The following is a 23,558-nucleotide window of genomic DNA, read 5'->3' on the forward strand; positions in this document are numbered from 1 at the left end:
CGGCCGGGCTCACGCGGGCGGGGGCTCGAACGCGGGCCTCGCCGCCCCTGACGCCGACGAGACTGCCAGGCGTAGGGGCCGGGGTCGATGACCTCTGGGGTAAGGAGCCCCGGCCTGCGCGTCCAGGTCGCCCGGACCCACTACCCGAACTGCACCGACCGCTTCGCCAGGCCCATCCAGAAGCCGTCGATCACCGACCGCTGGGCGTCCAGTTCGCCGGAGGCCTCGGCCGCGCCCATCGTGACGAAGAGGGGGGCGAAGTGCTCCGTGCGGGGGTGGGCCAGCTGCCCGGCCGGGGACTTGTGGAGGAAGTCGAGGAGGGAGTCCCAGTCGCGGGATTCGAGGGCCCGGTTGCCCCAGTCGTCGAACTCCGTGGACCAGGTGGGGGTGCCGGCCTGGCGGAGGGCGGCGAGGTTGTGGGTGAAGAAACCGGACCCGATGATCAGCACGCCCTCGTCGCGGAGGGGGGCGAGCTTGCGGCCGATGTCCATCAGCTTCCGCGGGTCGAGGGTCGGCATGGAGATCTGCAGGACCGGGATGTCGGCGTCCGGGAACATCTCCACCAGGGGGACGTACGCCCCGTGGTCGAGGCCCCGGTCGGGGATGTCCTGGACGGGGATGCCGGGGGCCTGGAGCAGCTTGCGGACCGAGGCGGCCAGCTCGGGGGCGCCCGGGGCGGCGTACTGGACCTTGTAGTAGTGCTCGGGGAAGCCCCAGAAGTCGTAGACCAGGGGGATGGTCTCGATCGCGCCGAGGGCAAGAGGGGCCTCCTCCCAGTGGGCGGAGATCATGAGCACGGCCTTGGGGCGGGGCAGGGTCGCGGACCAGGCGGCGAGTTCGCCGGGCCAGATCGGGTCGTCGGCGAGCGGCGGGGCCCCGTGGCTCAGGTACAGGGCGGGCATGCGCTCGGCGGTGGCGGCGGACATAGGGGTGACTCCCTCAACACGCGCGACGCACACGACACGCGCGCCTCGGCGGGCCCGGTGGTCGCTTCTGTCTCCTTGGATTCGCCTGGCGCACCAGGCGCTTGAGACTCCTTCCAACTCCCCAGTAGTTGAAGTCTCAATATTTCTTGTTTCACCTTACATCTCTATAGTTCAAATTTCAAGAAGGGGCCTCGTACAGTGGGAGCATGAAGACCGCATCCACTGAGGAAGAACCCCGCTGGCTCACCGACGAGGAGCAGCGCACCTGGCTCGCCTACGTGCACGCCACGACCCTGCTCGAAGATCATCTCGACCGCCAGTTGCAGCGCGACGCGGGCATGCCCCACCTGTACTACCACCTGCTCGTCGTGCTGTCCGAGGCACCGCAACGCCGACTGCGGATGACCGAGCTGGCGATGCAGACGAAGATCACGCGGTCGCGGCTGTCGCACGCCGTGGCACGGCTGGAGAAGAACGGGTGGGTACGGCGCGAGGACTGCCCGTCGGACAAGCGGGGCCAGTTCACGGTGCTGACGGACGGAGGCCGGGAGATGCTCGCGAAGAGCGCGCCGGGGCATGTGGGCGCGGTGCGGCAGGCGCTGTTCGACCGGCTGTCGGATGAGCAGCAAAAGGCCCTCGGCGAGATCATGGCGATCGTCGCGGAGGGGCTGCAGCCGAGCGAGGCGGGGGCGGATCTGCCGTGGCTCCGGTAGTGCTCCGCCGGGGTTCGGGGTGGGGCCGTCGGGGTCGCGGCGTCCGTGGGGGTGTCTAGGGCTGCCAGGGGTCGATGCGGGGCGGGGGCGGGGGGCGGGGCGTCGTCGGGGTCGCGGGCGGCAGGCGACAGGTGACGGGTGACAGGCGACAGGCGAAGGCTCCGGACGTCGTGATTCGGGCGTCGGGCGTCGGGCGTCGGGCGTCGGGCGTCGGGCGTCGGGCGACAGGCTCCGGACGTCGTGATTCGGACGTCGTGATTCGGACGTCGGGCGACAGGCTTCGGCCGCCTGTGGGCGCGGTCCCGCCGAGCGCCCCGGTCGGCCGACCGGCGGTCGGCCGTGCTTGTTGTGCTGAGTTCGCGTGTGGGATGACGGGAGGGGTGGGGCAGGGGACTCCGCCCCTGCCCCACCCCTCCCCTTCCGTCAGTCCGGGTCCGCTGTCAGTGGGCGATCACCGGCACCTTGAGCTCGTCCGTCGCGTCCGCGTCCGATCCCGCCGTCGCCGTCATGTCGGGCTTGCCCGTCGTGACGAAGGTGAAGGCGATGGTGGCGGCGGCCACCAGGATGCCCACGGCGAACCAGATGGCGGTGGTGTAGCCGTTGACCATGCCCTGGAGCTGGACCAGCTGGGCGGCCGGCTTCGAGGTGGCCGAACCGATGTGGTCCGCGACGTAGGACGTGGTCGCGGAGGCGGCGACCGTATTCAGCAGCGCCGTGCCGATGGCACCGCCGACCTGCTGCGAGGTGTTGACCATGGCGGAGGCCACACCCGCGTCACGCGGTTCGACCCCGTACGTCGCCAGGGACATCGCCGGCATGAACGCCGTACCCATACCGAGGCCGAGCAGCAGCTGGGCCGGCAGCAGCAGACCGGCGTAGGAGGAGTCGACCTCCATCTGGGTCAGCAGGAGCATGCCGAGGCCGGCGACCAGGAAGCCCGGGGCCATCAGCAGGCGCGGCGGGACCCGGGTCATGAGGCGGGTGCCGATCTGGGTCGAGCCGGTGATCATGCCCACGATCATGGGCAGGAAGGCGAAGCCCGTCTTGACCGGCGAGTACCCCTTCACGATCTGCAGGTAGTAGGTCAGGAAGAGGAACAGGCCGAACATCGCGATGATCGCGAGGCCGAGGGAGAGGTAGACACCGCCACGGTTGCGCTCGGTGATGACGCGCAGCGGCAGCAGCGGGGCCTTGACCTTTGACTCGACGAGCACGAAGGTCGCGAGGAGCACCGCCGAGGCGACGAACAGCGTGATCGTCATCGAGTCCCCCCAGCCCTCGGACTCGGCCCGCGTGAAGCCGTAGACCAGGGAGACCAGGCCCAGGGTGGACAGGACGACGCCGGGGATGTCGAGCGGGGAACGGTTGCGGCCGCCCGCCGGCTCACGGATGACGAAGTACGCGCCGACCGCCGCGATCACCGCGAACGGGATGTTGACGAAGAACGTCCAGCGCCAGTCCAGGTACTCGGTGAGGAAGCCGCCGAGGATCAGGCCCACGGCACCGCCGCCACCGGCGATCGCACCGTAGATGCCGAACGCCTTGGCGCGCTCCTTGGCGTCGGTGAACATCACGGCCAGGAGGGAGAGCGCTGCGGGCGCGAGCAGCGCGCCGAAGGCGCCCTGGAGCGCGCGGGCGCCCAGCATCATCGCCTCACCGGTGGCCGCGCCGCCCAGCGCGGAGGCACCGGCGAAGCCGATCAGACCGGTGACGAAGGTGCGCTTGCGGCCCCACAGGTCGGAGATACGGCCGCCGAAGAGGAGCAGACCGCCGAAGGCCAGCGCGTACGCGGTGATGACCCACTGGCGGTTGCCGTCCGATATCCCCAGATCCTGCTGGGCGGAGGGAAGGGCGATGTTCACGATGGTCGCGTCGAGCACGACCATCAGCTGGGCGAGGGCGATGAAGACGAGCGCTTTCCAGCGGGTGGCGTGCGCGTCGTTTCGCTGATCGGCCGCCGATCCGGGTGTTCCGGAGGCGCCGCGGACTGTTTCGGACATGGAGGTACCCACTTCGGGACTTCGTGACGGAAAGATCGGTATCGGGTGACGGAAAGATCGGAAAGATCGGTATGAGGTGACGAAGTGATCGGTATGAGGTGGGACCGAGCGATCGTCATCGGGTGACGCGGCGATCGGTACCGGGTGCGGACAAGGGCGTCGCGAGGGAGGGCGTGTCGTCGTCGACAGCCTCGGGGTCAGCGGTTCAGCGGGGCAGTGAGTCAGTGGTTCAGGACGGGCACGGCCTCCGTAGGTCCTCCACGGTCACCGGGGCGCCGGGCAGTTCGGAGGTGGCCGGGGCGCGCAGGCCGTCCAGGAACAGTTGGAGATGGCGGTGGAGGAAGCGGTCGGCACCCCCGCACTGGGTGCCGGCCGGGGGCCTGCTGAGCTGGCTGACGGCGATCATCAGGTCGCCGACGCCCACGTCGGAGCGGAGCTGCCCGGCGTCCCGGGCGCGCTGCATGATCCCCTCGACCTGATCCTCCAGGCGCTCGCGCGCCGCCTCCAGGTCGGGGTGGTGCGTGTCGAACGTGCTCTGGATCATCGGGCAGAGGGCACTGATCCGCTCGTCGGCCGAGGTGTGCACGAAGCGCGAGAGCGCCTCGAACGCGTCACCGGTCTCGGTGAGCGCGGCCTCGGCCGCGAGGGCCGTACGGTCCATGACCGAGCAGACGACCTCACGGACCAGCGCTTCGCGGTCCGGGAAGTTGCGGTACAGCGTGGCGTTGCCGACGCCGGCCCGGCGGGCGACCTCGTCGAGCGGCACATCGGGGCCGAACTCCACGAACATCTCCCGGGCGGCACCGACGATCCGCTCCCGATTGCGCAGGGCGTCGGCCCGGGGGCGGGACACCTTGCGACGTACGGCGGTGGCGGTCTCCACGGCGTACTCCTCTGCTGACTGATCCGGTGGTGTGGGGGGCGCCCGGTGACGATCCGGGGATGGAGTCCCCGTTTCGCTCGGACACATGGCTAAACGGGGAAACGGTCCCCGGTTATTTCCCCCCACCGAAGACTTTTCCTGTGACCTGGGTCACACTTGGATGCCATGCGGATGGCATGCGGATGGCAGTCCGGATCGCCTCCGGATCGCACCCGGACCTCATCTCGACCACGCCTCGACCGCGGGCGGATCAGCCGCCGCGCGTCCGGGCGCCGATGCCCACGTTCGGCCCTTCCAGCGCGCGCCCGCGCACCCCTCGAACCAGGGTGATCGAAGGAGGACAGCCTCGTCACGGACGGCTGCCGTGGAGCGAAGGGCGCGTGGATGCAGCAGCCGTTCCGCCGAAACGGGATACCCGCGCGCCGGATACGTCCGCGCCGCGTCGTCGCGCTCGCCTCCGTCACCGCCCTCACCCTCGCGGTCAGCACCTCCGCCGGCACGGGGCACCTGGTGGCCAAGGAGACCACGACGGCCGCGGGGGCCACGGCCCTGGTCCGAGGTTCGGCGCTCAACCCCTGCATGATCCGCGGCCCGCTCGGCACCCAGATGTCCGAGGGCATCCCGACCCCGCCCGGCTACGCCCGCTCCACCGGCACGGTCCGCGCCCTCAACCTGATGATCGACTTCTCCGACGCGCCCGGCGAGGGCAGCGCGATGGACCGCTTCGCGGAGTTCGCCCCGCAGACCCAGAAGTGGTTCAGGACCAGCAGTTACGGCCGTATCGACTATCGCCCCGAGGCCCCGCTCACCGAGTGGCTGCGGATGCCGAAGTCCTTCCGCTCGTACGGCATAGAGCGCGGCGCCCCCTTCGACCCCGGCTACCGCCGGCTGGTGCAGGACATGGTGCGGGCCGCCGATCCCCTCGTGGACTTCCGGGCGTACGACCTCATCAACGTCCTCGTCACCCCGAACGCGGGGCCCTCCGCCCTCGACACCGTCCTGTCGGTGACCTTCGCCGGCAACCGCGAGGCGCCGATCGCGGACGGCGTGCCGGTCGCCAACGCGTCGTTCGTCTACAGCCGCCAGGACGACGGCTCGGGCTCGTACGCGGACACCGGGTACCGGGTCCTCCCCCACGAGAACGGCCATGTCTTCGGGCTGCCCGACCTCTACACCCACGAGGGCGGGGGCGCCGTCGGGCACTGGGACATCATGAGCGAGGACTGGGGCGTCGAGAACGATCTGGTGGGCTGGCACAAGTGGAAGCTCGGGTGGCTCGACGAGACGCAGGTCGGCTGCGCGGCGACGGTCGGCGCGGTCGAGTACGCGCTGACCCCGCTCGCCACCGCCGGGGGCGCGAAGCTGGTCGTCGTCCCGCTCAGCTCCCGGACGGCGTACGTCGCCGAGTTGCGGACGCGGGCGGGCAACGACGCGGCGGTGTGCCGGCCGGGTGTGCTCGTGTACCGGGTCGACGCGACGGTCGACACCGGGAACGGGCCCATCAAGGTGCACGACGCCCGCCGGGACAGCGGGGGGTGCACGCGCAGCCCCAACGTCCACGCGGAGCTGTCCGACGCGCCGCTCGTCGCCGGTGAGACGTTCAAGGACAGGCGGGCGGGGGTGGAGATCGCCGTGGCGGGGGTGGATGCCGGGGGGAGCCATCGGGTGGTGGTCCGGCGGGGGTGAGGGGTGGGGGCAGGGGGGCAGGGTCCGGGGTCAGGGGCGGGTACGGGACCAGGGGCGGGTACGGGACCAGGGGCGGGTACGGGGTCAGGGGCGGGTCCGGGACCAGGGGCGGGTACGGGGTCAGGGGCGGGTCCGGGACCAGGGGCGGGTACGGGGTCAGGGGCGGGTCCGGGGTCAGGGGCGGGTCCGGGACCAGGGGCGGGTACGGGGTCAGGGGCGGGTCATGGGCCAGATATGAGTCCTGGGCCAGGTGCGGGTCCTGGGGCCGGTCGCTCGGTTCCCCGTGCCCCTAAGGCACCAGGCCCTGCGTACCTGATGGACGACGACCCTCCGAGCCCGAAAAGCACGGGGGCGCAGCCCCTGCTTTTCAGGGGCGCAGGGAACTGCGCGACCAGCCTCCACCGGGCCCGCACCCGCCGGCGCACCCGTACCCCCGAGCCAAGAGGCGCCCCGCGCGGCGGCGCGAGCGGGCCGCATTACCGTGAACCCATGCTCCCGAACGTCCCGAGCCCGGCCCCGGCCCCCGCCCTCGCGCCGGCGTCAGCCCCCGCGCCCGCGCCGGCCGAAGCCGTCGCCCCCCTGATGCGGGGCATCACCGTGCTGCGCCGGCTCACCGACGCGGACGGGACGCTGAGCCCGAGCGCGCTGGAGAAGGCCACCGGTCTCGCGCGCTCCACGGTCGACCGGATCACTGCGACGCTGGCCCGCATGGGCTACGTACGACTGGACGGCCGCGACGCCGTCCTCGCCCCCCGCCTGATGGAGCTGGGCAACGCCTACCTGGCCGCCCTCCGCCTCCCCCGCCTCCTCGACGCCCACGCGGACGCCCTCGCCGACGAGCTGGACGAGTCGGTGTCCCTCGCGGTCCGCGACCGGGACGGCGTCCGCTTCATCCACCAGGCGACCCGCCGCCGCGCGATGTCCCTCAGCTTCCGCATCGGCGACCTCCTTCCCGCCGAACGCACCGCACCCGGCCCGCTGTTCGCCACCGAGTGGGAGCCGGCCGACTGGGCCCGGTGGCGGGCCCGCCGCACGGCCGACCCGGAGGGCCGCGGCTTCCCGGCGGTGCCTCCGCGCGCCGGCGCGTACGACGACTTCGAGGACCGTGCGGCACGGGCGGGCGCCCAGGGCTGGGCGCTGGACGACCAGTTGATCGAACCCGGGCTGGTCGCGGTGTCCGTACCCGTGCGGGACCCCCGTACGGGACGGATCGCGTGTGTGGCGAACGTCGTCAGCCATACGAGCCGGCACACGGCGGAGTCCCTGCGGTCGACACTGCTGCCGCGGCTGCGGGTGGCCGTGGCGGCGATGGAACGGGAACTGCGGGAGCTGCGGGACCCCCCGCCGCCGGTCACCGCGGCGCGGGGCGACACCTCGGCCCCCTCCGGGCTCGCCGCCTGGACCGGCACCTCCAAGCAGGAACTGGGCCGGGAGTTCATCGAGTCCCTCGCCCGGGGGCTGACCGTGATCACCTCGTTCGGCGAGGGGCGCGCGGAGCTGACCCTCACGGAGGTCGCCAGGGCCACCGGGCTCGCCCGCGCGACGGCCCGGCGCGCGCTGATCACCCTCGAACACCTCGGGTACGTCGAGTCGTACGACCGCGTCTTCCGGCTCACGCCCCGCGTACTGAGCCTGGGCTTCCCGCCCCTGTCGATGCTCCCCCTCCCCCGCATCGCCGCTCCGCATCTGGCCGAACTCTCCGCGCGGGTCCACGACTCGGCGTCCCTCGCGGTCCTCACCGGGGGCGGGGACGAGGTGCAGTACACGGCGCGGGTCGCCACGAGCCGCATCATGAGCGTCAACATCACCCTCGGCACCCGGCTGCCCGCGTACGCGACCTCGCTCGGCCGCGTCATGCTCGCCGACCTGCTCCCGAAGGCCCCGCTCCCGCCCCCGGAACGTCTCGTCCCACTGACCCCGCACACGATCACCGACCGGCCGGAACTGCTGACCGTCCTGGAGCGGGTACGGGCCGCCGGATACGCCGTCGTCGACGGGGAGTTGGAGGAGGGGCTGCGGTCCATCGCGGTGCCGGTGCGGGAGCGGGGCGGGCGGGTCGTCGCCGCGGTGAATGTCGCCATGCACAGCAGTCGGCGTTCGGTCGAGGAGTGTGTGGGGGAGGTTCTGCCGCAACTGCGGGACGCGGTCCGGCGGATCGAGGAGGAGCTGGAGGTGGCGGGGATGTTCCGCCGCGTCCCGGAGGTCTGACCTGGGGGGGGCACACTTGCCCGGGTGCACACCTCGGGAGAACCTCGGCGCCGGGCATGCGCAGGGGCTGGGCTGCCCGCCTACCCGTTGACCCCCGTGTACTTGCTCAGGCTCCAGTTCCACAGCAGCCTCGACAGGACGAACGCGGTGAGGCCGACGAAGGGGGAGGCCACCGCCAGCGCCTCCGGTACGCCCATCGCGGCGCCGTGGCCGGTCAGTACGCCGGCGGGGAAGTACGCGATGAAGGCGAGCGGGACGACGAAGGTGAACGCGGCGGACACGGCCCTCGGGAGGATGCTGAGGGGGTAGCTGCCGAAGGTCCCCATCAGCTCCTCCAGCCACTGGCTCCAGTAGGCGGTGGCCGGGAAGTGCAGCGCGGCGGCGGCCAGGGCGGTGAAGAGCGCGGCCTCGACCAGCATGCCGCCGACCACACCGGCCAGCACGTACGTGATCCGGCCCGCCGTCCAGTCGAGGGAGCTGCGCTGCAGCGCGGCGACGAACAGCCCGGCCGCGACGACCAGGTCGCCGATCGCGTTGACCGGGAAGAAGGCCAGCTGGACCTGCCGGTAGACCGGCATCGGGCGGATCAGGCAGGGGTCGACGACCCCCTCCTGGACGAGGACCTGCATGTACTGGACGCGGCCGAGGAAGAGCACGTACAGCCCATGGGCCAGCATGCGCATGCTGGCGATGAGCAGCACGTCGGAGCTGGACCAGCCGCCGAGTCCGGGGAACCGCGTGAGCAGCACCGAGGCGAAGACGACGATGGAGACCTGCCAGATCGCCCCGACGGCGACGTTCATCAGGAACTCGCCCCGGTACTCCAGCCGGGCCTTGAAGTTGAGCCTGGTGATCCGCCACACGACCCGCCAGGCGTGCGCCGGTCCGTGGGGAGGGGTCCTGGGGGGAGCGGACTCGTGGCGGGCGGGCTGGGGGCGGGCGGCCTCCCGGTCGGCTGTCCCGGCTGTCCCGACTGCCCCGGCTGCCCTGTCCGTCTCCTCCGTCCCGGCTGTCCCGTCGGGAACGGGTGTGTGTCCGGTCCTCGTCATGGTCATCCTCCCTGGGCCACGACGCGTCGGCCGGCCCGTTCCCAGAGCCGGCGGGTGAGCAGCGCGAGCAGCACGATCCAGACGGCCTGCACCGCCATCTGCCCGAAGGAGTCGCCGACGCCGATCCGCCCGACGTAGATGGACAGCGGTACGCCGAGCGTCGCCTGGAACGGCAGGAACGCGCTGAGCGTGATGAACCAGTCCGGGAAGTACCAGAGCGGCGCGTACACGCCGGAGAGCAGGTTCTGCGCGAAGACGAGGATGAGCAGGGCCGCCTCGTTGCGCAGGGTCCAGAAGCACAACAGGTCGACCAGCATCATCACGTAGTACAGGACCAGTTGGCCGAGCAGCATGCTCACCGCGAAGACCCCGGCGACGGCGGCCGAGGCGGGCGGGGCGACGACCCCGACGGCGAGGGACAGCACGTATCCGGCGAGCACCCAGCCGAAGCCGTACAACTGGTCGCCGAGGGCCCGCAGCGCGTAGTAGCGCTGGGGTTTCATCGGCCGCAGGTACCAGTAGACGATCGTCCCGAAGTGCAGGTGCTGGATCACCGTGTCGCGGCCCGCGCGCCGGTCGAGGCCGCGGATGCGGTTCGCGAGCACGGCGAGTACGGCGTAGCCGACGGCCTGGGTCTCGTCGAGCCCGGCGCTGGAGTCGGTGTTCGCGTACAGCCCGCGCCAGAGGTAGACGACCAGGCAGACCTGGACGAGGAGCCGGATGGCGGTGGCGGTCATCCGGGGCGGGGCGAGCAGTTCGCCGCGGGGGGTGATCCAGGAGACGCGGCGGGCGCGGGAGAGGGTGGTGGGCTGCATGGCTCAGCGGGCCTGGGTGGTGGCGGAGGCAGCGGCGGTGGGTGGGCCGGTGTCGTCGACCGGTGTGCCGGACGGGGGCAGGTCGCTGAGGTAGGCGGCGCGCATGACGTCCTCCAGGTCGTTCTCCTCCAGCGCCAGGTCCGCGACCCGGAACCGCCCGATGATCACCTTGAGCGCCTCGTGCACGCTGGGCGCGTCCTCCCCGACCGGCCCGAACACGACCCGCGGCCCTTCCCAGCGCAGCACCCCTATCCCGGCGAACCCGGGCAGCGGCACTTCCGTGACTCCGGCCGCCTCACCGTGCTCGTCCCCCTCGACCGGCTTGACCGCCTCGACGTCGGCCGGGTCGGCGAGCGTGGCCCGGACCTGCCAGGTGCCGCCGAAGCGGCGCCGGATCTCCTGGAGCGAGCCGTCGAGGACGATGCGGCCGTGGTTGATCAGCACGACGCGCTCGGCGAGCCGTTCCACCTCGGTCATGTCGTGCGTGGTGAGCAGGACGGTACGGTCGCGCTGCTCGACCTGGTGCCGCAGGAACCGCCGTACCTGCTCCTTCACCACCACGTCCATGCCGATGGTGGGCTCGTCGAGAAAGACGACGGGCGGGTCGTGCAGCAGGGAGGCGGCGAGATCGCACCGGACCCGCTGCCCCAGCGACAGGTGCCGGACGCGGGTGTCCCAGAACCCGGAGAGTTCGAGCAGCCCGTCGAACTCCTCGATACGGTCCCGGAACTGCCCCTCGGGAACCCCGTAGATGTCCCGGAGGATCTCGAACGAATCCCGGGCGGGCAGGTCCCACCACAACTGCGTCCGCTGCCCGAACACGGCCCCGATGTTGTGGGCGTTGCGCTCCCGGTCCCGGTGCGGGACGACCCCGGCGACGAGCGCCTCGCCGGAGGTGGGCGTCAGGATGCCGGTGAGCATCTTGATGGTGGTGGACTTCCCGGCCCCGTTGGGACCGAGCAGCGCGAGCAACTCCCCCTTGCCCACACTGAATTCGACGTCCTGCACGGCGACCTTGGCCACGCGCTGCGGACTGACGAGCGATCTGAGCGCCCCCGCGAGGCCGGGCCGCCGTACGGTCGTCTGAAACACCTTGGACAGCCCGCGCGCCTCGATCACCGCAGACAACGGCCACACATCCGTCCCACTCATAGGCAGTTCGACGCACCGAACGGCGTCCGGAATCGCGGCGGCAATGCTAGGCCCGGTGAGGCGGCGGGCGGTAGCGACTTTTTTGCAGGCGGCCGCCGTGCCCTCGGAGATCACCGACTTCATTCACCCAGGCAACCCGCCCCGAAGTCCTCCTGCTCTCGCTCTCGCTGCCGCTCCCGCCTGCCTGTCCCTCGCCACTCCCTCCGAGGTGGGGCGAAGGGTTACCGGCGCGTACGCGGGCCAGCGCGTCGGCGGAGATCGGCGCCTGACATCATGCGCGCCATGAACGCCGATTCCCCCGCCTCTTCCGGCTCCCCCACGGGGAGTTTTCTGCTCGAACTACGGGACGCGATCAGCTTCCGGGCCTTCGGGCTCGTCCTGGGCGGCCTGCTGATTCAACTCGCCTTCACCGTCTCCTATCTGGGCGCCTTCCACTCCCCCACGCCACACCGGATGCCGGTGGCGGTGGTGGCCCCGGCGGAGGCCGCCGCGCAGATCGTCGCCCAACTCGACGGGCTGGACGGCGACCCGGTGAACGCGACCGCCGTCGCGAGCGAGTCCGCCGCACGGAAGCAGATCATGAACCGGACGGTGGACGCCGCCTTCCTGTTCGACGCGACCGGCACGAAGGACACGCTGCTGGTCGCCTCCGCCGGCGGGCCCTCGGTGTCTCAGACCGCCACCCAACTCGCCCAGAAGATAGAGACCTCGCAGAAGCGGCAGGTCGCGGTCATCGACATCCAGGCCCCCAACACCGGCGACGGACGCGGCATGGCCTCCTTCTACCTGGTGCTCGGCTGGGTGGTCGGCGGCTATCTGACGGCGACGATCCTGAACATGTCGAGCGGTTCGAAGCCGGCCAACCGGCACCGCATCGTGATCCGATTGGGCGCGTTGGGTCTGTACGCGATCGCGTCCGGGGTCGCCGGAGCGGTGATCGTGGGCCCGGTGTTCGACGCGCTGAGCGGTCACTTCTGGGCGCTGGCGGGGATCGGCACGCTGGTGGTGTTCGCATCGGCCGCGACCTCGCTCGCTCTCCAGACCCTGCTGGGCATGGTCGGCACCGGCCTGACCATCCTGCTCTTCGTGGTGCTGGGCAACCCGAGCGCGGGCGGCGTCTACCCGTCGGTCCTGCTGCCGGGCTTCTGGAGCGCGATCGGCCAGGCACTGCCGCCGGGCGCGGGCACCACGCTGGTCCGCAACACGGTGTACTTCGACGCCCACGCCACGACGGCCGCCTGGTGGGTACTGGGCGCGTACGCGGTGGTCGGCGCGGCGCTGGCCCCGTTCGCGGCGTGGTGGAAGGAGCGACAGGGGACGGCGACGTCCGACGGCTCGGTGGATCCGGACGACATCACCCTCGGCACGGCAGGTGAGCCAAGCAGGTAACCCGCTGCCCGGCCGCCGGTCGGCAGCCGCCTCGCCGACGCCGGCCGGGGTAACCCCCTCGCCCGCCCACCCCCACCCGCTACACTGACGGCGGCGTGCCAGTCCGCTGGCGCACCGCCGGATCAGTGGATCGATGTGTCCGGGATCAGTGGCATTGGCCTCTATATTCCTGCACGTTTCCAACAGATCCCTGCCTTTGCCTTCGTAGCTCAGGGGATAGAGCACCGCTCTCCTAAAGCGGGTGTCGCAGGTTCGAATCCTGCCGGGGGCACAGCAAAAGGGCCAGCTCAGGAGGGTTTCCTCCCAGGCTGGCCCTTCGTGGTGTTCGAGGCCGTGCCACACGCGTGCCACTACGGCTTTGTGGACGGCCGGATCCTCTAGTCCGAGACGGCCTCTCCCCCACCCTCACGGATCATCGCCCCGAGCCGATCAGCGATGGCCCGGTCACGGTCGCTGGTCATGTGCTGGTAGATCAGCGCGGCACGCGAGCTGCTGTGGCCCATGCGGGTCATCAACTCACGGGTACTGGCCCCAGCGGTCGAGGCCAGCGTGTTGCCGGTGTGCCGAAGATCGTGGAAGTGCAGTTCGGACGTGACACCTGCCGCCTTCCGGGCCTTGACCCAGTCGTCGCGGAAGTTGCTCCGTCGCAACTGCCCGCGCTGCGGCCCGACGAAGACGTGACCGTCACGGCCAGGAGCAGCGACCTGCTCCAGGTGACGCGTGACGTCGTCGAGCAGCTCGGCCGGGAAGGAGACGGTACGCACCCCGGCCGCAGACTTCGGGCCCTTGTCGAAGAGCCGCCCGCTCTGCAACTCGGCCTGAGCCCGGCGAACAGTGACAGTCAGCCCCTCCTCGTCGAGGTCCCGACGCCGCAGGGCCGCCAGCTCCCCGAACCGCAGCGTGGTGAAGGCCGCCAGGAGCACGAGCAGCCGGTAGCGCGGCGCGATGGAGTCGGCGATGGCGAAGACCTCGGGCACCGTGAGGACCGGCCGCTCGGGCACGTCGTAGCGATCTGCCCCCTTGACGCGGCATGGGTTGCGCCGGATCAGCTCGTCATCCACAGCCGTGTTCATCAGGGCCCGCAGGAGTTGGTACGCCTTGACGACCGTCGGCTCACCGATGCCGGCCGCGAGGAGCCTGCCGCGCCAGCTGCGCACCCGAGTCGTCGTCACGTCGGCCACCGATCCGGCCCCGAAGGTGGGCAGGATGTGCAGCCGCATCACCGACTCGTTCCGCTCTCGGGGTGCGGTCGGCGAGCTTCCGGTCCCGCAGCCACGCGGTCGCGTACTCCTCGAAGTTCACCGCCCCGGCGTCCGGGTCCGACCACTGCCCACGCGTGATGTCGGACTCGACGTGCGTGAGAGCGGCTTGAGCATCGGTCTTGGTCGGGTAGGTCTTCTCAGCCGGACGCAACTGGCCCGTCTCCGGGTCGCGGTAGCGGACCTGCCAGCGGCCGGACGGAAGCTGCCGGACCGACCCGAAGTTTCTACGCCTCCCCTTTTTGTTTGCCATCAGGCGACCCTTCGCAGGGAGTCGCGCCGGTGCCCGATCGGTTGCACCGTGTTGGCGTCGATGAAGGCGTTCATCGCGCTCTCTGGGATGCGGACGTGTCGGCCGACCTTGACGAACTCGATGCGTCGCTCGGCGATCAGTCGGCGCGGGAAGCGTTCCGTGGTGCCGAGGAGTTCGGCCACCTGCGCCACGGTGAGGTAGCGGTCAGCCACGAGTGGGTTCTCCTTCTGTTCCGGGGGCGGGTTCGAGGGACGCGGCAAGCCAGGTCTCGCCCGCGCTGAGGCCCGTTCCGGCGAACACCCAGTGGGCGAGGACGAGGGTGGTTTCGCCGTCCTGGGGTGCGGGTGGATCGGCTTGTGCTCGTCGCCAGTCGGCGCGGGCGTCGCGGAGGGCTCCGAGGGTGGTGGAGTAGCGGCGGGACTTTGTGGAGAAGTGGCCGCGGAAGCCGAGCATGTGCGCCCAGGCGCGTAGGCGGAGGTCTGCCAGTTCGGGGCGTGCGCCGAGGGTCCAGGCGGTGCGGATCATGCGGCGGGCGTGGTCGGTGATCCGGGCCCCGGCCAGCTCGGCGAGGAAGCGGATCGGCCGGTCAAGGGTGCCGGTCGCGGTCTCGGCGCCCTTGGTTGCGTACTTGGCGATGTACGCCGCTACGGCCCGCTCGGTCAGCTCCTGGCCGCCGTCGAAGTCGGCGGAACGGATCGGGCGGACGTCGAGCTGACGGCCGAATGTGAAGGTGTGGGCCCGGCCGTCGACGGTCGGGCCACCGACGCGAGCGGCGGTGGCGGCGGCGTGGATGGCGTCGCTCAGCAGCTCGGCCGTGGCCCAGGCCGGGGGCGAGGTGTCGCCGCCTTCGGGGCCGTCGAGGCGGATGACCGCGTGGAAGTGGACGGCCCCGCGCTTTTGGTATTCGGCGACCTTGGCGAAGGAGATGCGGGCGTGGTCGCGGAAAGCGCGTTGGGTGAGGCCGGCCAGCTTGGCGACCTCGCGGCGGAGGTAGATGGAGAAGCGGCGCCACAGGGCTCCGGCGTGGGCGTTCCAGAGCACGGCTGCTTCGTAGTCGTACGTGTCCGGGTCGAGGGGCGTGCCGAGGGCCGGGTCTGTGTCGTCGTGCCGGACGCCGCAGCGGCAGGGCTGCCCGCTGGAGGGGCGGTTGTGGACCGGGCCGAAGCTCGGCGCGGTGAAGGTGGCGAAGACGCGCGGGTGTGTGCCGACCTGTTCGGGGGTGCCCTTGCCGCCGCGCAGTCCGGCGGTGATCAGGTGGTAGGTGTCGCGGCGGTAGACCTCCGCGCAGGCCGCGCAGCGGGTGGCACGGCGGTTGTTGCAGCGGACGAGGAGGTTTCCGGCGGGGAGGGTGGTCGAGTCGAGGTGGTGCAGGACGCGCCCGACCTCACCGGTCGTGGTGTCGACGGCGTACTCGGTGCGGTGGCCGTCGAGGCGTACGGGGTGGGTGCAGCCGCCCAGGCCGGAGAGTTGGCGGGCCAGTTCGGGCAGGGTGCCGAGTGAGGCGAGCATGGAGAGTTCCGCCAGCGGGGGCGGAGTCTGCCGGGTGATGATGGGTGTTCCTTTCGGCTGTTTCGGCGGTTGGGAGGGACGGCCCCGGGGCGGCGGGATGCTTGGCGGCTTGTTGCCGCCCCGGTGGCCGGTCAGTGCTTGTGCGCGTTGTTGACGAGGGAGCGCAGGACGACGGCGGCGATGGCCACGGAGATTGCCGAGACGGCGACCGCCGCCAGGAGCGCGGTGAGGACGACGCCGACGACGACCACGGCGGCGACCGCGCCCACGAACGGGGCGAGCGGGCGGCCGGCGGAGTGAGCCGGAACCGGGGCGTGGTTCTGCGGGATGTGCGTGGTGATGCTCGGGACGTGCGGAGTGTCGGGCAGCTTGGGACGGAACACGGCAGGTCTCCTTTGTGGTTGTGTGCGGTCGTTGGTTCAGTCGCGGTTGCCGTTGACGACGTCGACCCCGGAGCGGGTGCCGGACTCGATGACCGGGGCGAGGATGGTGTGCGAGAGCCAGAAGCCGAACAGTGCGATCACGGCGGCAACCCACAGGCGGATGCCGAGGAACTTGATCGCGGCCCAGGCGATGACGCCCAGGACGAAGACGAGCGGCAGCGAGCTACGAAGGCCGTCGCGTCCTCGCGCAGCGCCACCGGCACCCGAAGCGGTCCGGCGCCGGTACGGCGGGGCATCCGCACCTTCCTCAGGACGTCGAAGCCGACGAGCCGCAGTTCCACGACCCCGGGCTTGACGTCCCGCACGTACACGGCGTGAACGCCCCAGGCGTGCCGCAGACGCTCGGCCGAGGCCGCCACATCCGCAGGTTCCTGCCCCGGGGCCAGCCGCAGCCGGAGCCGCAGGCCGGTCGAGGTGGGCCGGATCATGCCCCGCCGAGGCGGCACCGGCCGGACCTCCCTCCGAGTGGTCGCCTTGACGGCCAGCGCCCTCCACCGGGACGGCGGGACCGTCAGGCCGCACGCATCCATGGTCGAGGAGTACGAGGCCAGCAGCCGGGCCACCGAGACCGGCAGCCCGACCGTAGACCAGTACGCCGCAGGGCGGGCGTGCCGGGCGTAGAACGCGCCACCGCCAATCACAGCAAGCGGCGCACCCCACTCGGCCAGCGTCACCAAGTCGGTCACGGCGATCAGCCCGCCTGCGCCATCGGGAAGGCACCCGGAGCCACGGCAGTGGCCCGGTAGGCGATGCCGTGCCGCTGCTGGCCGTTGAACACGCTCTCCCACGGCCGGGCGACGAGCCCTGGCAGCGCGACGGGAGCACCGACCGTCAGCCCGTCGGTCACCCCGCTCTCGGGGATGGTGACCTGGATCAGGGACGACTCGCCTTCGTCGATGAAGACGACGCCGACCGTCATCAGTGCCTCACCGCTCACGGCGTCCTTGGCGATCTCACCGGTCTGCCGGTCGCGCACCTTCGGCGCCGGCGCTTCCCCGAGGCGTACGCGGCACGTGCGAAATGCGGGACGCCGGACTCCCCGTCCCTCTCACCGACGAAGGTCCGACCGTCCACGAGGTCGACCTAGACGAGGCACTGAGCGGCAACCAGTTGGCCCGCGCCATCACGACAACCGCCACCCTGAACGAGGCAGAAGCACACAGCCGCGAAATCTGTGGCTACTCAGAGATCGACTACGAGCGCAACAAGGCCGCACGGCTCAAGGACAAGCCACCGGTACAGCTCGACCCCCAGGCCGTGCTGACTCAACTCGACCAGTTCGAAGCCGAAGCCCGGAACCGCGGAGTCACCCACACGACGTTCCGCCGAATCACTGAGGCCCTAGGCCTGCCGGGCAGCCAGCGGCAAGGACTCAAGGATCTACTCCTGGCTAATAAACCCGGGCAACACACTCCACCTCTATGGAGCATTTCAGGAAACCCGTAGAAGCATGCAGAATACTCTTGTATTATTATTATATCGTGCGACCAATAATCCTTGCGAGCTACTTTTACCCCGTTTCCTAATCGGAATGGCTAATCAACCGCAACCATGATGAACCGGGGACGTTGAAGCCTTCGGACACGCCGAATGCAAGATTTAGGGTGATCAATCTCCCCTTGGCCCGCTTCATGCGGAGCGGGCCAAGGCTATTTCCGCGAAGGGGGTTACTTCTTGTATCGCATCTTGCGAATCTTTGGCATTCGCCTAGAGATTTCCTCCAGGACGCTACTAAGGAAGAATACCCCCTCCATCCCCAACGCTGTCAGCAATGCGTGCAGCCCAGGGACGCCGGTCAATAGCTCTAGGGCGAACAGGCCAGACGCTGCCATGACCTTCGCGACGGCCAATACTACGTCCCCTGACGAGGAACACCCCGTCACCAACTCCACAATCAGCGTGGGGGAGCCTGATACGGGAATCCCACCCTTGCTTTCCTCGGACCCTAGAAGGATGCGCTCAAGTTCCTGTTCAAGGACAGCGCGCACCACATCTCGCAGTTGGTCTGAGTTGGAACTTTCCAAGCCAGACACCTCAATGCGCAAGGCAGGGTGGGAGATTTCCTCAGTGCTCACCTGAGCACTCCTAACTCAGGCAGGACTGTGGTCGCTCAAAGTTTGGCGACTCGGGATGACCACGAGTTCCTAGCCTGTTAGAGGGTCGACTGCTGACCCCCGCTATAGACGGGGAGCCCAGAGTAAGTCCTCCGTCAGGCACTGGGCTCCCCGTTCGCGGCTCTTACAGCTCCCGCCTGCAAAAAGCACCCAGTCGAGTGAATTTAGATACATAAATTCACCTCACCTGATGATAATCGGATTACCCGTGGTCACCTGCTCGGTCGTTTGCGCGGAATATTCTCGTTGGGCCAAGTATGTAGAAATACATGCGGCGCACCTCTGCCACGGGGCCGGGGCATCGCTCATGCATCGGCCGACCTCGGCACTGTTGCTTGATCGGGCATGGACACAGCCCAACGTCGCCCAACGTCGCCGCGTCTAGTCCCAGGTGATGCCCGACGCGCCCAACGTCGCCGACTGAGTTACAACATTCTTTACGGGTTCAAGAGCCCGCGCACGGCGCGCTACGTGCATGCGGGCAGAAGCGAGGAAGTCACCTGCAGGTCAAAGACATGCCTCCGGCGGGGGCGCTCAGGCTCCGAGATGGCGGGGGCGCCGTTCGCGAGTGCCGGCCGTTTGTGGTGTGCGCGGGGAGCTCCCATCCCGTCTGCCGTCGACCCAGGCAGAGCCGAGCAGACGCGGCCCCTGGCGTCCAGGTCGTTCGTACAGTGGCGCGCTCCACCTGGACGCCAGGAACCACGCCCGCTCCACGGTGTGTGGGTCGACGGCAGACGGGATGAGAGCTGAGGTGAGTGGTGGGCTGAGGTGCCGCCCGTTACAGCCAAGGTGGAGTCCATCCTGCATCGCGGCATAGATCAGCAAAAGGCTTATCTATTTGTGAGAATAGTGGATGAGTGTGGACGTCAGTAATCCGAGCCCCCAGTATCTGCTTCCGGGTGCTGCTCGTGTCGGGGTATCCCATATCGCGGCGGGCTGATAGCACGAAGTCGGCGTATAGCCTCATGTAAACGATCGGAGGCGGAGGGTTGAAGCTCGCCTGCATGAAGTTATGGAAGGACTCCACGGCTTCATCGGACCCGAAAATTGCCACCCATGTCGCGAACTCCGAAATGTGACTCCTGAGTGTATCCTCATCCACCGCGCGGCGGTCTAGCATGTCCTTGAGCGTGTTAATCATGGGCTTATAGGTGTCGTACTTCTTTTCGGATATCCTTGCCTCTAGCTCTCGAAGTCTCTGAGCTTCCAATTCGGATCTTTTTGCAATTTTTGCTGATCTTGCAGCGATTACGGCTGCAACAATGGCGGCGATTGCGGGGATTGCTGCCACAGTTAGGGAGATTTTCCAGCTGGCGTTGGCACCTTCGGCTGCCGCAATCCAATGTGTTGGTGCCATTTGCCCTCGATTTCACTACATTCAATTTCGAATCAAACCAGCAGCAATGTGAGTGCCGCCCCCAACAGCAACCCGACCACTCCGGCGACCACTACTGCTGCGAAAGGTGGTTTCGACTTATGGTCGTCATTGAGCTCCTCAATGATTCCCGCCTGGCTGACGATGACGTCGACTAGCTGGGCCACTTCATCCGTTTGTGCACGGTCTTGTGTTGAACCGTCATTAACGCGACTCACGATTTGATCAACGGTTGCAGGCAAGACTCGATCATCAGTTCTCACCCAAGCTTGGCCGCGAACCATAGTAAATCCGCTAACTGGTGCTGGAATTTCTACTGCGCCGATAGCCTTTCCCTCGATCTGCGGCGCATTGATGGAAACGTCAACTGCTGGGTGAATCATGGAGAGGGCTTGATCCACCCGCTGGTGCAGGCGACTTTCATCGATCCCGATAAGGCGATCAGGCCATGGCTTGTCGTCGCGGATGCCAAAGAGGACGACTCCACCCGCAGTGTTGGCGAATGCTGCGATAATTCGGGCCAAGTCTCGCGGGTGAGGGAGGGCGTGCAAAACTTCGAGAGTCTCGCTCTCGGGCTGAGAGGCGAGACGGTAAATGTCTCCGTAAGCCAATGGCACGTTATTCTCCCTTTAAGGTCCCATTCATCAGCTTTGATCCTGCCAGAGCTTTAGAGCTCGCTTAGCTCGTGTTTCAAGTTCCCTGGCGCGAGTCGCTTGGTTGGCGACCGTACTGATCTGCGTGTTCTGAGCCATCGTGCCGCTTGTCAGAGTTGAGCTGGACGCTTCGTAGCTCGACCTGACACTGACGAGGCTCGATCTCAGATTCACGCTGCCCACCATCGGCTCTAGCTGGCGAAGCCCATCGACGGCCTGTCGCCCTCCGGAGTTCTGCCACCAAGCTTGGTCGCGATATGTCTGGGATGCGTCACCAGCGATCCTGATCAGCACCAGGAGGTGGGCTCCAACTTCGACGGGAGGAGCATCCCGCATGTGCTTCTCAAGCCGACGCTGCTGAATCGCGACGTAGACGGCGGTCGGCCCGCTGAGAGCTCCGATTGCTCCGCCGATGCCGCCCAACCATGCCGCCAGATCTGCCACAGAGCTTCTCCCCCCGCTGCGCCCCTGGTGCGCCCGACTGAGCGGGGGGCCACGGGGTCACACTGACACCAACTGTCAATCCCTACACTCAGGACGCCTGATCACTCAAGGCCCGACCGCGCCTCCGAGCTCCTGGGCCGTCCCTGGGCCGTCCGAAGCCGACCAACGCCGACAGACGCCACCCACGGGTGACCACCCCCACCCCGCTCTGGCCTGGGCTCCCCGAGTTGATCTGCGACACTGGGAGGGTTATGCCGAAGCCCGGAGAACTGGCAGTGACACCCCGAGAGACTTCGCTGCTGTACAGCAGCGAAGTACAGCAACTACGGCGACCGCAGCCCGTCGTCACCGACCGCAGGCACCCGGGCGACCAGCCCAGCAGACCTCAGTGACCGCCCCGCCCGTAGTTCGCATCGAGGGGGCCGGCGGAACGCAGAGTGGACGCGGCAACGCTTGTCAAGGTCGCACGGAGCGACTGACACCAACAGGCGCGAACAGCAGTGGCCGGCGTCGGACCCCAGCGGACGCAGGACCGAGACGGAGCGCCGGTTGGCCGCCGGTGCCGACTCCCACTGATCGACCTGATAAGGAAGCGGACCAAGTGCAAAGCGTCCGTGTGCATACCACATCAGTCTTCAGCGTCGCTGAAGTACACCGTAAGACTCGGCCAACCGCCGTCCGCAGTGACCTCCGTATGCATGACGAGATCCTGAACCTCAACCAAGCCAAGGCTTTCGATCGAGTCTGCGACCCTACGGAGCAGCGCAGGCACGTCATCCTGCCCCGCTCCCGCCGGGTTGGCCTGCGAGAAGTGTTTGATCGTCCACGATTCCATGCGCTCATGATCGCGCAAGCCCCGACCATCACGCTGTCCCGCCGGGGCAGACCTTCCTGAGGTGCCGTACAGCAGTGAAGTACAGCCCGCCGTGCCAACGACCGGACCGCCCTCAAACCCAAGCAGCCGACTGACGCGCCTCGGAGACCTCAGCGACCATCCCGCCCGTAGTCCGGGACGAAGAGGTCCGTGCCAGACGCGTGCTAGATCCAGCGGGGAATCACGGGGAACAGCGGGGAATCAAGCGGCGATCCACCAGAGCGGCAGCGCCCTTAGTCGCAGGTCAGCCAGGCTTCGCAGGCCGGAAAACACGAGCTTCCCAAGCTGAGGTACCAGCCAAGTCACCGGCGGCAATCGACCTCAAGTCCTGCCCCCGGAGCGTACGAGTGTCTACGATCGCGCGGTGAGCTACGACATCTACTTCTTGAGCCGACGCGACGGGCAGTCCTGGGATGACGCCCTGGAGGCCGTGGAGGACGCAGCCGAGGAGAGCGAGCCGATCCCTTCCCGCCTCCTTGAAGCTTGGGGCCGAATCGTGCCGCAGGCTCGGACCCTGCTGGGCGAAGTAGAGATCACGGAATATGGGCAGGAGTCGCGGGACCTGAGCCACTCGGGCACCGGCATCGACCTGTCCGTCTTCGGCGACGAGGTGAGCATTACTGTGCCCTACTGGCATGCGGGGGACGACGCTGTGGTCGTACTCGACAAGGTCTTCGCCCTTGCGGCCATCGTCGAGAAGGAGACTGGGCTGACTGCCTACGATCCCCAGGTGGAGCGTCCACTTCGAGAGACACCGTTGCAGGGCGCTACCGGGCTGATGTCGCGCATCACCGAGGATTTGCGCAGCCGCTACGGCGGTTGATCACCGGGCAAGGCGGCGGGCCAGGTTCCGAGCCGTCTACGCGTCGCGTGCCACAGTCGTGCCAGATACAGGGGTCAGCCGCGGTCAACAGGGGTGACTCGCAGGCACAATCGGTCCGACTGACTTGGTCGAAGTATCCGCAGGTCACCTACCGCCCAGCCGCTCTCCTAAAGCGGTGCTCAGCTCCCGTCGTGCAGCGCGCTACTGATCTCCAGAAGACGTCCCTCAGGCAGAGCGAAAGCGTTGCTGGGGTTTCGGTAGGAGTGTCCACCATCGTTGATCCAGACGCCGTCTGCCAGCGTCCAGCAAGCGGGAGCCCATTGGCCCTGGTTCTCAAGGAGAATGCTCGCCACGTCGGCGGGCTGCTCGATCAAGGTGAGAGCGCTGAGCGCGGTGGTGAGGGCGACGGTTGCGTCGTCGGGAAGTCGCGCGTCGCCGAGTGTGGGGAAGAGCAGCAAGAGACGGGCGTCGGGGTCGTCAACGCCCTTTGTTGACGACTGTCGAGCAGCGGACAGCAACTCCGGCCAGGCCATGCCGGGGCCCATGAAGTGACCGTCATCCACAGCGAGGGTTTCCGCTGCCGGCCAAGTCGGGTGATGGATCAGATAGTCCACCCCTCGCTCTCCGTCGAAGTTGCGATAGACGACGTAGATCGTGTGGCCGGAGCGGAGGGGCACGCTGAACATCGGCCACTCCTGCTCGGCGGAGAGCACGCGGTAGAGCTCCATGGCCGCGTCCCAGTCAGCTCCGAACGCGGCTCGTTGCGCGTCCTCGCCGCGCAAACAGGTGCCGAGGTGCACGGGCCAAAACAACGGATCGTCAAGGTAGGCGCCACCCTCGACCAGAGGGCCACCTTCATATCCGGGGATCTTCAACACGCGAGGATGATGGCACGAGGGACCGACACCACCAGGGCGTGAGGGCCCGGCCCCCGCTCCGTCTCAGTTCCCGTCTCATTCAGCGCCGTTCACGGTCGTTCAGACGAGACCC

General features: G+C 68.7%; 20 protein-coding genes, 1 tRNA gene and 3 pseudogenes. 7 read left to right on the plus strand and 17 right to left on the minus strand.

Annotation, left to right across the window (positions count from 1 at the left end; all coding sequences use genetic code 11):
- Positions 1–140 precede the first annotated feature (140 nt).
- Positions 141–926, minus strand: a complete 786-nt coding sequence (locus H4687_RS20225) for a dioxygenase family protein (RefSeq protein ID WP_046914718.1) — start codon at positions 924–926, stop codon at positions 141–143.
- 206 nt (positions 927–1,132) lie between these two features.
- Between H4687_RS20225 and H4687_RS20230 the strand changes: the two genes are divergently transcribed.
- Positions 1,133–1,639, plus strand: a complete 507-nt coding sequence (locus H4687_RS20230) for a MarR family winged helix-turn-helix transcriptional regulator (RefSeq protein WP_046914717.1) — start codon at positions 1,133–1,135, stop codon at positions 1,637–1,639.
- A gap of 440 nt (positions 1,640–2,079) precedes the next feature.
- Here the strand turns inward: H4687_RS20230 and H4687_RS20235 are convergent, their stop codons facing one another.
- Positions 2,080–3,639: an MFS transporter gene (locus H4687_RS20235; protein ID WP_028797052.1), complete on the minus strand. Its 1,560-nt coding sequence runs from the start codon at positions 3,637–3,639 to the stop codon at positions 2,080–2,082.
- 229 nt (positions 3,640–3,868) lie between these two features.
- On the minus strand, positions 3,869–4,522 hold the full coding sequence (locus H4687_RS20240; RefSeq protein ID WP_046920175.1) for a TetR/AcrR family transcriptional regulator: 654 nt from the start codon (positions 4,520–4,522) through the stop codon (positions 3,869–3,871).
- A 384-nt stretch (positions 4,523–4,906) separates the two neighbouring features.
- Here H4687_RS20240 and H4687_RS20245 point away from each other — a divergent pair, with 384 nt between their 5' ends.
- Both H4687_RS20245 and H4687_RS20250 read left to right on the plus strand, forming a co-directional pair.
- Positions 4,907–6,208, plus strand: a complete 1,302-nt coding sequence (locus H4687_RS20245; RefSeq protein WP_050398345.1) for a M6 family metalloprotease domain-containing protein — start codon at positions 4,907–4,909, stop codon at positions 6,206–6,208.
- 489 nt (positions 6,209–6,697) lie between these two features.
- On the plus strand, positions 6,698–8,416 hold the full coding sequence (locus tag H4687_RS20250; protein ID WP_050398153.1) for an IclR family transcriptional regulator domain-containing protein: 1,719 nt from the start codon (positions 6,698–6,700) through the stop codon (positions 8,414–8,416).
- Between the two features lie 80 nt (positions 8,417–8,496).
- Here H4687_RS20250 and H4687_RS20255 read toward each other — a convergent pair whose 3' ends face one another.
- From H4687_RS20255 to H4687_RS20265, 3 genes are read right to left on the minus strand one after another with little or no spacing between them, the layout of a single operon-like run.
- The gene (locus H4687_RS20255) at positions 8,497–9,465 is read right to left on the minus strand and encodes an ABC transporter permease (RefSeq protein WP_225966753.1); all 969 of its coding nucleotides are present in this window, start codon (positions 9,463–9,465) and stop codon (positions 8,497–8,499) included.
- Positions 9,466–9,467: 2 nt separating this feature from the next.
- Entirely contained in the window at positions 9,468–10,280 is an 813-nt protein-coding gene (locus H4687_RS20260; protein ID WP_050398155.1) for an ABC transporter permease, read from the minus strand.
- A 3-nt stretch (positions 10,281–10,283) separates the two neighbouring features.
- Positions 10,284–11,432 (minus strand): ABC transporter ATP-binding protein, encoded by a 1,149-nt coding sequence (locus H4687_RS20265; RefSeq protein WP_046919125.1) that lies wholly within the window; start codon positions 11,430–11,432, stop codon positions 10,284–10,286.
- 282 nt (positions 11,433–11,714) lie between these two features.
- Between H4687_RS20265 and H4687_RS20270 the strand changes: the two genes are divergently transcribed.
- Positions 11,715–12,821, plus strand: a complete 1,107-nt coding sequence (locus tag H4687_RS20270) for an SNG1 family protein (RefSeq protein WP_225966755.1) — start codon at positions 11,715–11,717, stop codon at positions 12,819–12,821.
- 198 nt (positions 12,822–13,019) lie between these two features.
- Positions 13,020–13,092 (plus strand) — tRNA-Arg (locus H4687_RS20275).
- Positions 13,093–13,198: 106 nt separating this feature from the next.
- Here the strand turns inward: H4687_RS20275 and H4687_RS20280 are convergent.
- The 7 genes and pseudogenes from H4687_RS20280 to H4687_RS20310 all read right to left on the minus strand — a co-directional run bounded on the left by H4687_RS20280 (position 13,199) and on the right by H4687_RS20310 (position 17,261).
- A pseudogene (locus tag H4687_RS20280) lies at positions 13,199–14,333 on the minus strand (tyrosine-type recombinase/integrase).
- Positions 14,333–14,545: a helix-turn-helix domain-containing protein gene (locus tag H4687_RS20285; protein ID WP_046917757.1), complete on the minus strand. Its 213-nt coding sequence runs from the start codon at positions 14,543–14,545 to the stop codon at positions 14,333–14,335. Before H4687_RS20285 ends, H4687_RS20280 begins: the two are co-directional and overlap by 1 nt.
- Complete coding sequence (locus tag H4687_RS20290; protein WP_046917756.1) at positions 14,538–15,842, minus strand: replication initiator; 1,305 nt, start codon at positions 15,840–15,842, stop codon at positions 14,538–14,540. Before H4687_RS20290 ends, H4687_RS20285 begins: the two co-directional genes overlap by 8 nt.
- Before the next feature lie 131 nt (positions 15,843–15,973).
- Positions 15,974–16,225 (minus strand): hypothetical protein, encoded by a 252-nt coding sequence (locus tag H4687_RS20295; RefSeq protein ID WP_046917755.1) that lies wholly within the window; start codon positions 16,223–16,225, stop codon positions 15,974–15,976.
- A 36-nt stretch (positions 16,226–16,261) separates the two neighbouring features.
- Positions 16,262–16,444: a hypothetical protein gene (locus H4687_RS20300; RefSeq protein ID WP_046917769.1), complete on the minus strand. Its 183-nt coding sequence runs from the start codon at positions 16,442–16,444 to the stop codon at positions 16,262–16,264.
- Positions 16,435–16,971: pseudogene (locus H4687_RS20305) on the minus strand (FtsK/SpoIIIE domain-containing protein); the annotation flags it as partial. The pseudogene H4687_RS20305 and the gene H4687_RS20300, both read right to left, overlap by 10 nt.
- A gap of 5 nt (positions 16,972–16,976) precedes the next feature.
- Positions 16,977–17,261: an SCO3933 family regulatory protein gene (locus tag H4687_RS20310; protein WP_046917754.1), complete on the minus strand. Its 285-nt coding sequence runs from the start codon at positions 17,259–17,261 to the stop codon at positions 16,977–16,979.
- 11 nt (positions 17,262–17,272) lie between these two features.
- Between H4687_RS20310 and H4687_RS20315 the strand changes: the two are divergent.
- Positions 17,273–17,731 (plus strand): annotated as a pseudogene (locus H4687_RS20315) (DUF1152 domain-containing protein); the annotation flags it as partial.
- A gap of 1,446 nt (positions 17,732–19,177) precedes the next feature.
- On the opposite strand, the gene H4687_RS20320 reads toward H4687_RS20315, so the two are convergent.
- The 3 genes from H4687_RS20320 to H4687_RS20330 all read right to left on the minus strand — a co-directional run bounded on the left by H4687_RS20320 (position 19,178) and on the right by H4687_RS20330 (position 21,706).
- Positions 19,178–19,690 carry a hypothetical protein gene (locus tag H4687_RS20320; RefSeq protein ID WP_159026225.1) on the minus strand — a complete coding sequence of 171 codons (513 nt, stop codon included), beginning with the start codon at positions 19,688–19,690 and terminating at the stop codon, positions 19,178–19,180.
- Between the two features lie 98 nt (positions 19,691–19,788).
- The gene (locus H4687_RS20325; protein ID WP_078907120.1) at positions 19,789–20,391 is read right to left on the minus strand and encodes an AlbA family DNA-binding domain-containing protein; all 603 of its coding nucleotides are present in this window, start codon (positions 20,389–20,391) and stop codon (positions 19,789–19,791) included.
- Between the two features lie 1,108 nt (positions 20,392–21,499).
- On the minus strand, positions 21,500–21,706 hold the full coding sequence (locus H4687_RS20330; protein WP_046917752.1) for a hypothetical protein: 207 nt from the start codon (positions 21,704–21,706) through the stop codon (positions 21,500–21,502).
- 403 nt (positions 21,707–22,109) lie between these two features.
- On the opposite strand from H4687_RS20330, the gene H4687_RS20335 reads away from it, so the two are divergent.
- Positions 22,110–22,568, plus strand: a complete 459-nt coding sequence (locus tag H4687_RS20335; RefSeq protein ID WP_046917751.1) for a hypothetical protein — start codon at positions 22,110–22,112, stop codon at positions 22,566–22,568.
- Positions 22,569–22,747: 179 nt separating this feature from the next.
- On the opposite strand, the gene H4687_RS20340 is transcribed toward H4687_RS20335, so the two are convergent.
- Positions 22,748–23,446 carry a hypothetical protein gene (locus H4687_RS20340; RefSeq protein WP_046917750.1) on the minus strand — a complete coding sequence of 233 codons (699 nt, stop codon included), beginning with the start codon at positions 23,444–23,446 and terminating at the stop codon, positions 22,748–22,750.
- Positions 23,447–23,558: the final 112 nt, after the last annotated feature.

This window comes from Streptomyces stelliscabiei, assembly GCF_014873495.1.
In the GTDB taxonomy this organism is placed as follows: Bacteria; Actinomycetota; Actinomycetes; order Streptomycetales; family Streptomycetaceae; genus Streptomyces; species Streptomyces bottropensis.

Bases quoted from the DNA above. Each gene is read 5' to 3' on its own strand.
- H4687_RS20250 (WP_050398153.1), top strand. From the start codon at position 6,698: ATGCTCCCGAACGTCCCGAGCCCGGCCCCGGCCCCCGCCCTCGCGCCG.
- H4687_RS20225 (WP_046914718.1), bottom strand. From the start codon at position 926: ATGTCCGCCGCCACCGCCGAGCGCATGCCCGCCCTGTACCTGAGCCAC.
- H4687_RS20235 (WP_028797052.1), bottom strand. From the start codon at position 3,639: ATGTCCGAAACAGTCCGCGGCGCCTCCGGAACACCCGGATCGGCGGCC.
- H4687_RS20245 (WP_050398345.1), top strand. From the start codon at position 4,907: ATGCAGCAGCCGTTCCGCCGAAACGGGATACCCGCGCGCCGGATACGT.
- H4687_RS20330 (WP_046917752.1), bottom strand. From the start codon at position 21,706: ATGGAATCGTGGACGATCAAACACTTCTCGCAGGCCAACCCGGCGGGA.
- H4687_RS20270 (WP_225966755.1), top strand. From the start codon at position 11,715: ATGAACGCCGATTCCCCCGCCTCTTCCGGCTCCCCCACGGGGAGTTTT.
- H4687_RS20230 (WP_046914717.1), top strand. From the start codon at position 1,133: ATGAAGACCGCATCCACTGAGGAAGAACCCCGCTGGCTCACCGACGAG.
- H4687_RS20255 (WP_225966753.1), bottom strand. From the start codon at position 9,465: ATGACGAGGACCGGACACACACCCGTTCCCGACGGGACAGCCGGGACG.
- H4687_RS20260 (WP_050398155.1), bottom strand. From the start codon at position 10,280: ATGCAGCCCACCACCCTCTCCCGCGCCCGCCGCGTCTCCTGGATCACC.
- H4687_RS20265 (WP_046919125.1), bottom strand. From the start codon at position 11,432: ATGAGTGGGACGGATGTGTGGCCGTTGTCTGCGGTGATCGAGGCGCGC.
- H4687_RS20290 (WP_046917756.1), bottom strand. From the start codon at position 15,842: ATGCTCGCCTCACTCGGCACCCTGCCCGAACTGGCCCGCCAACTCTCC.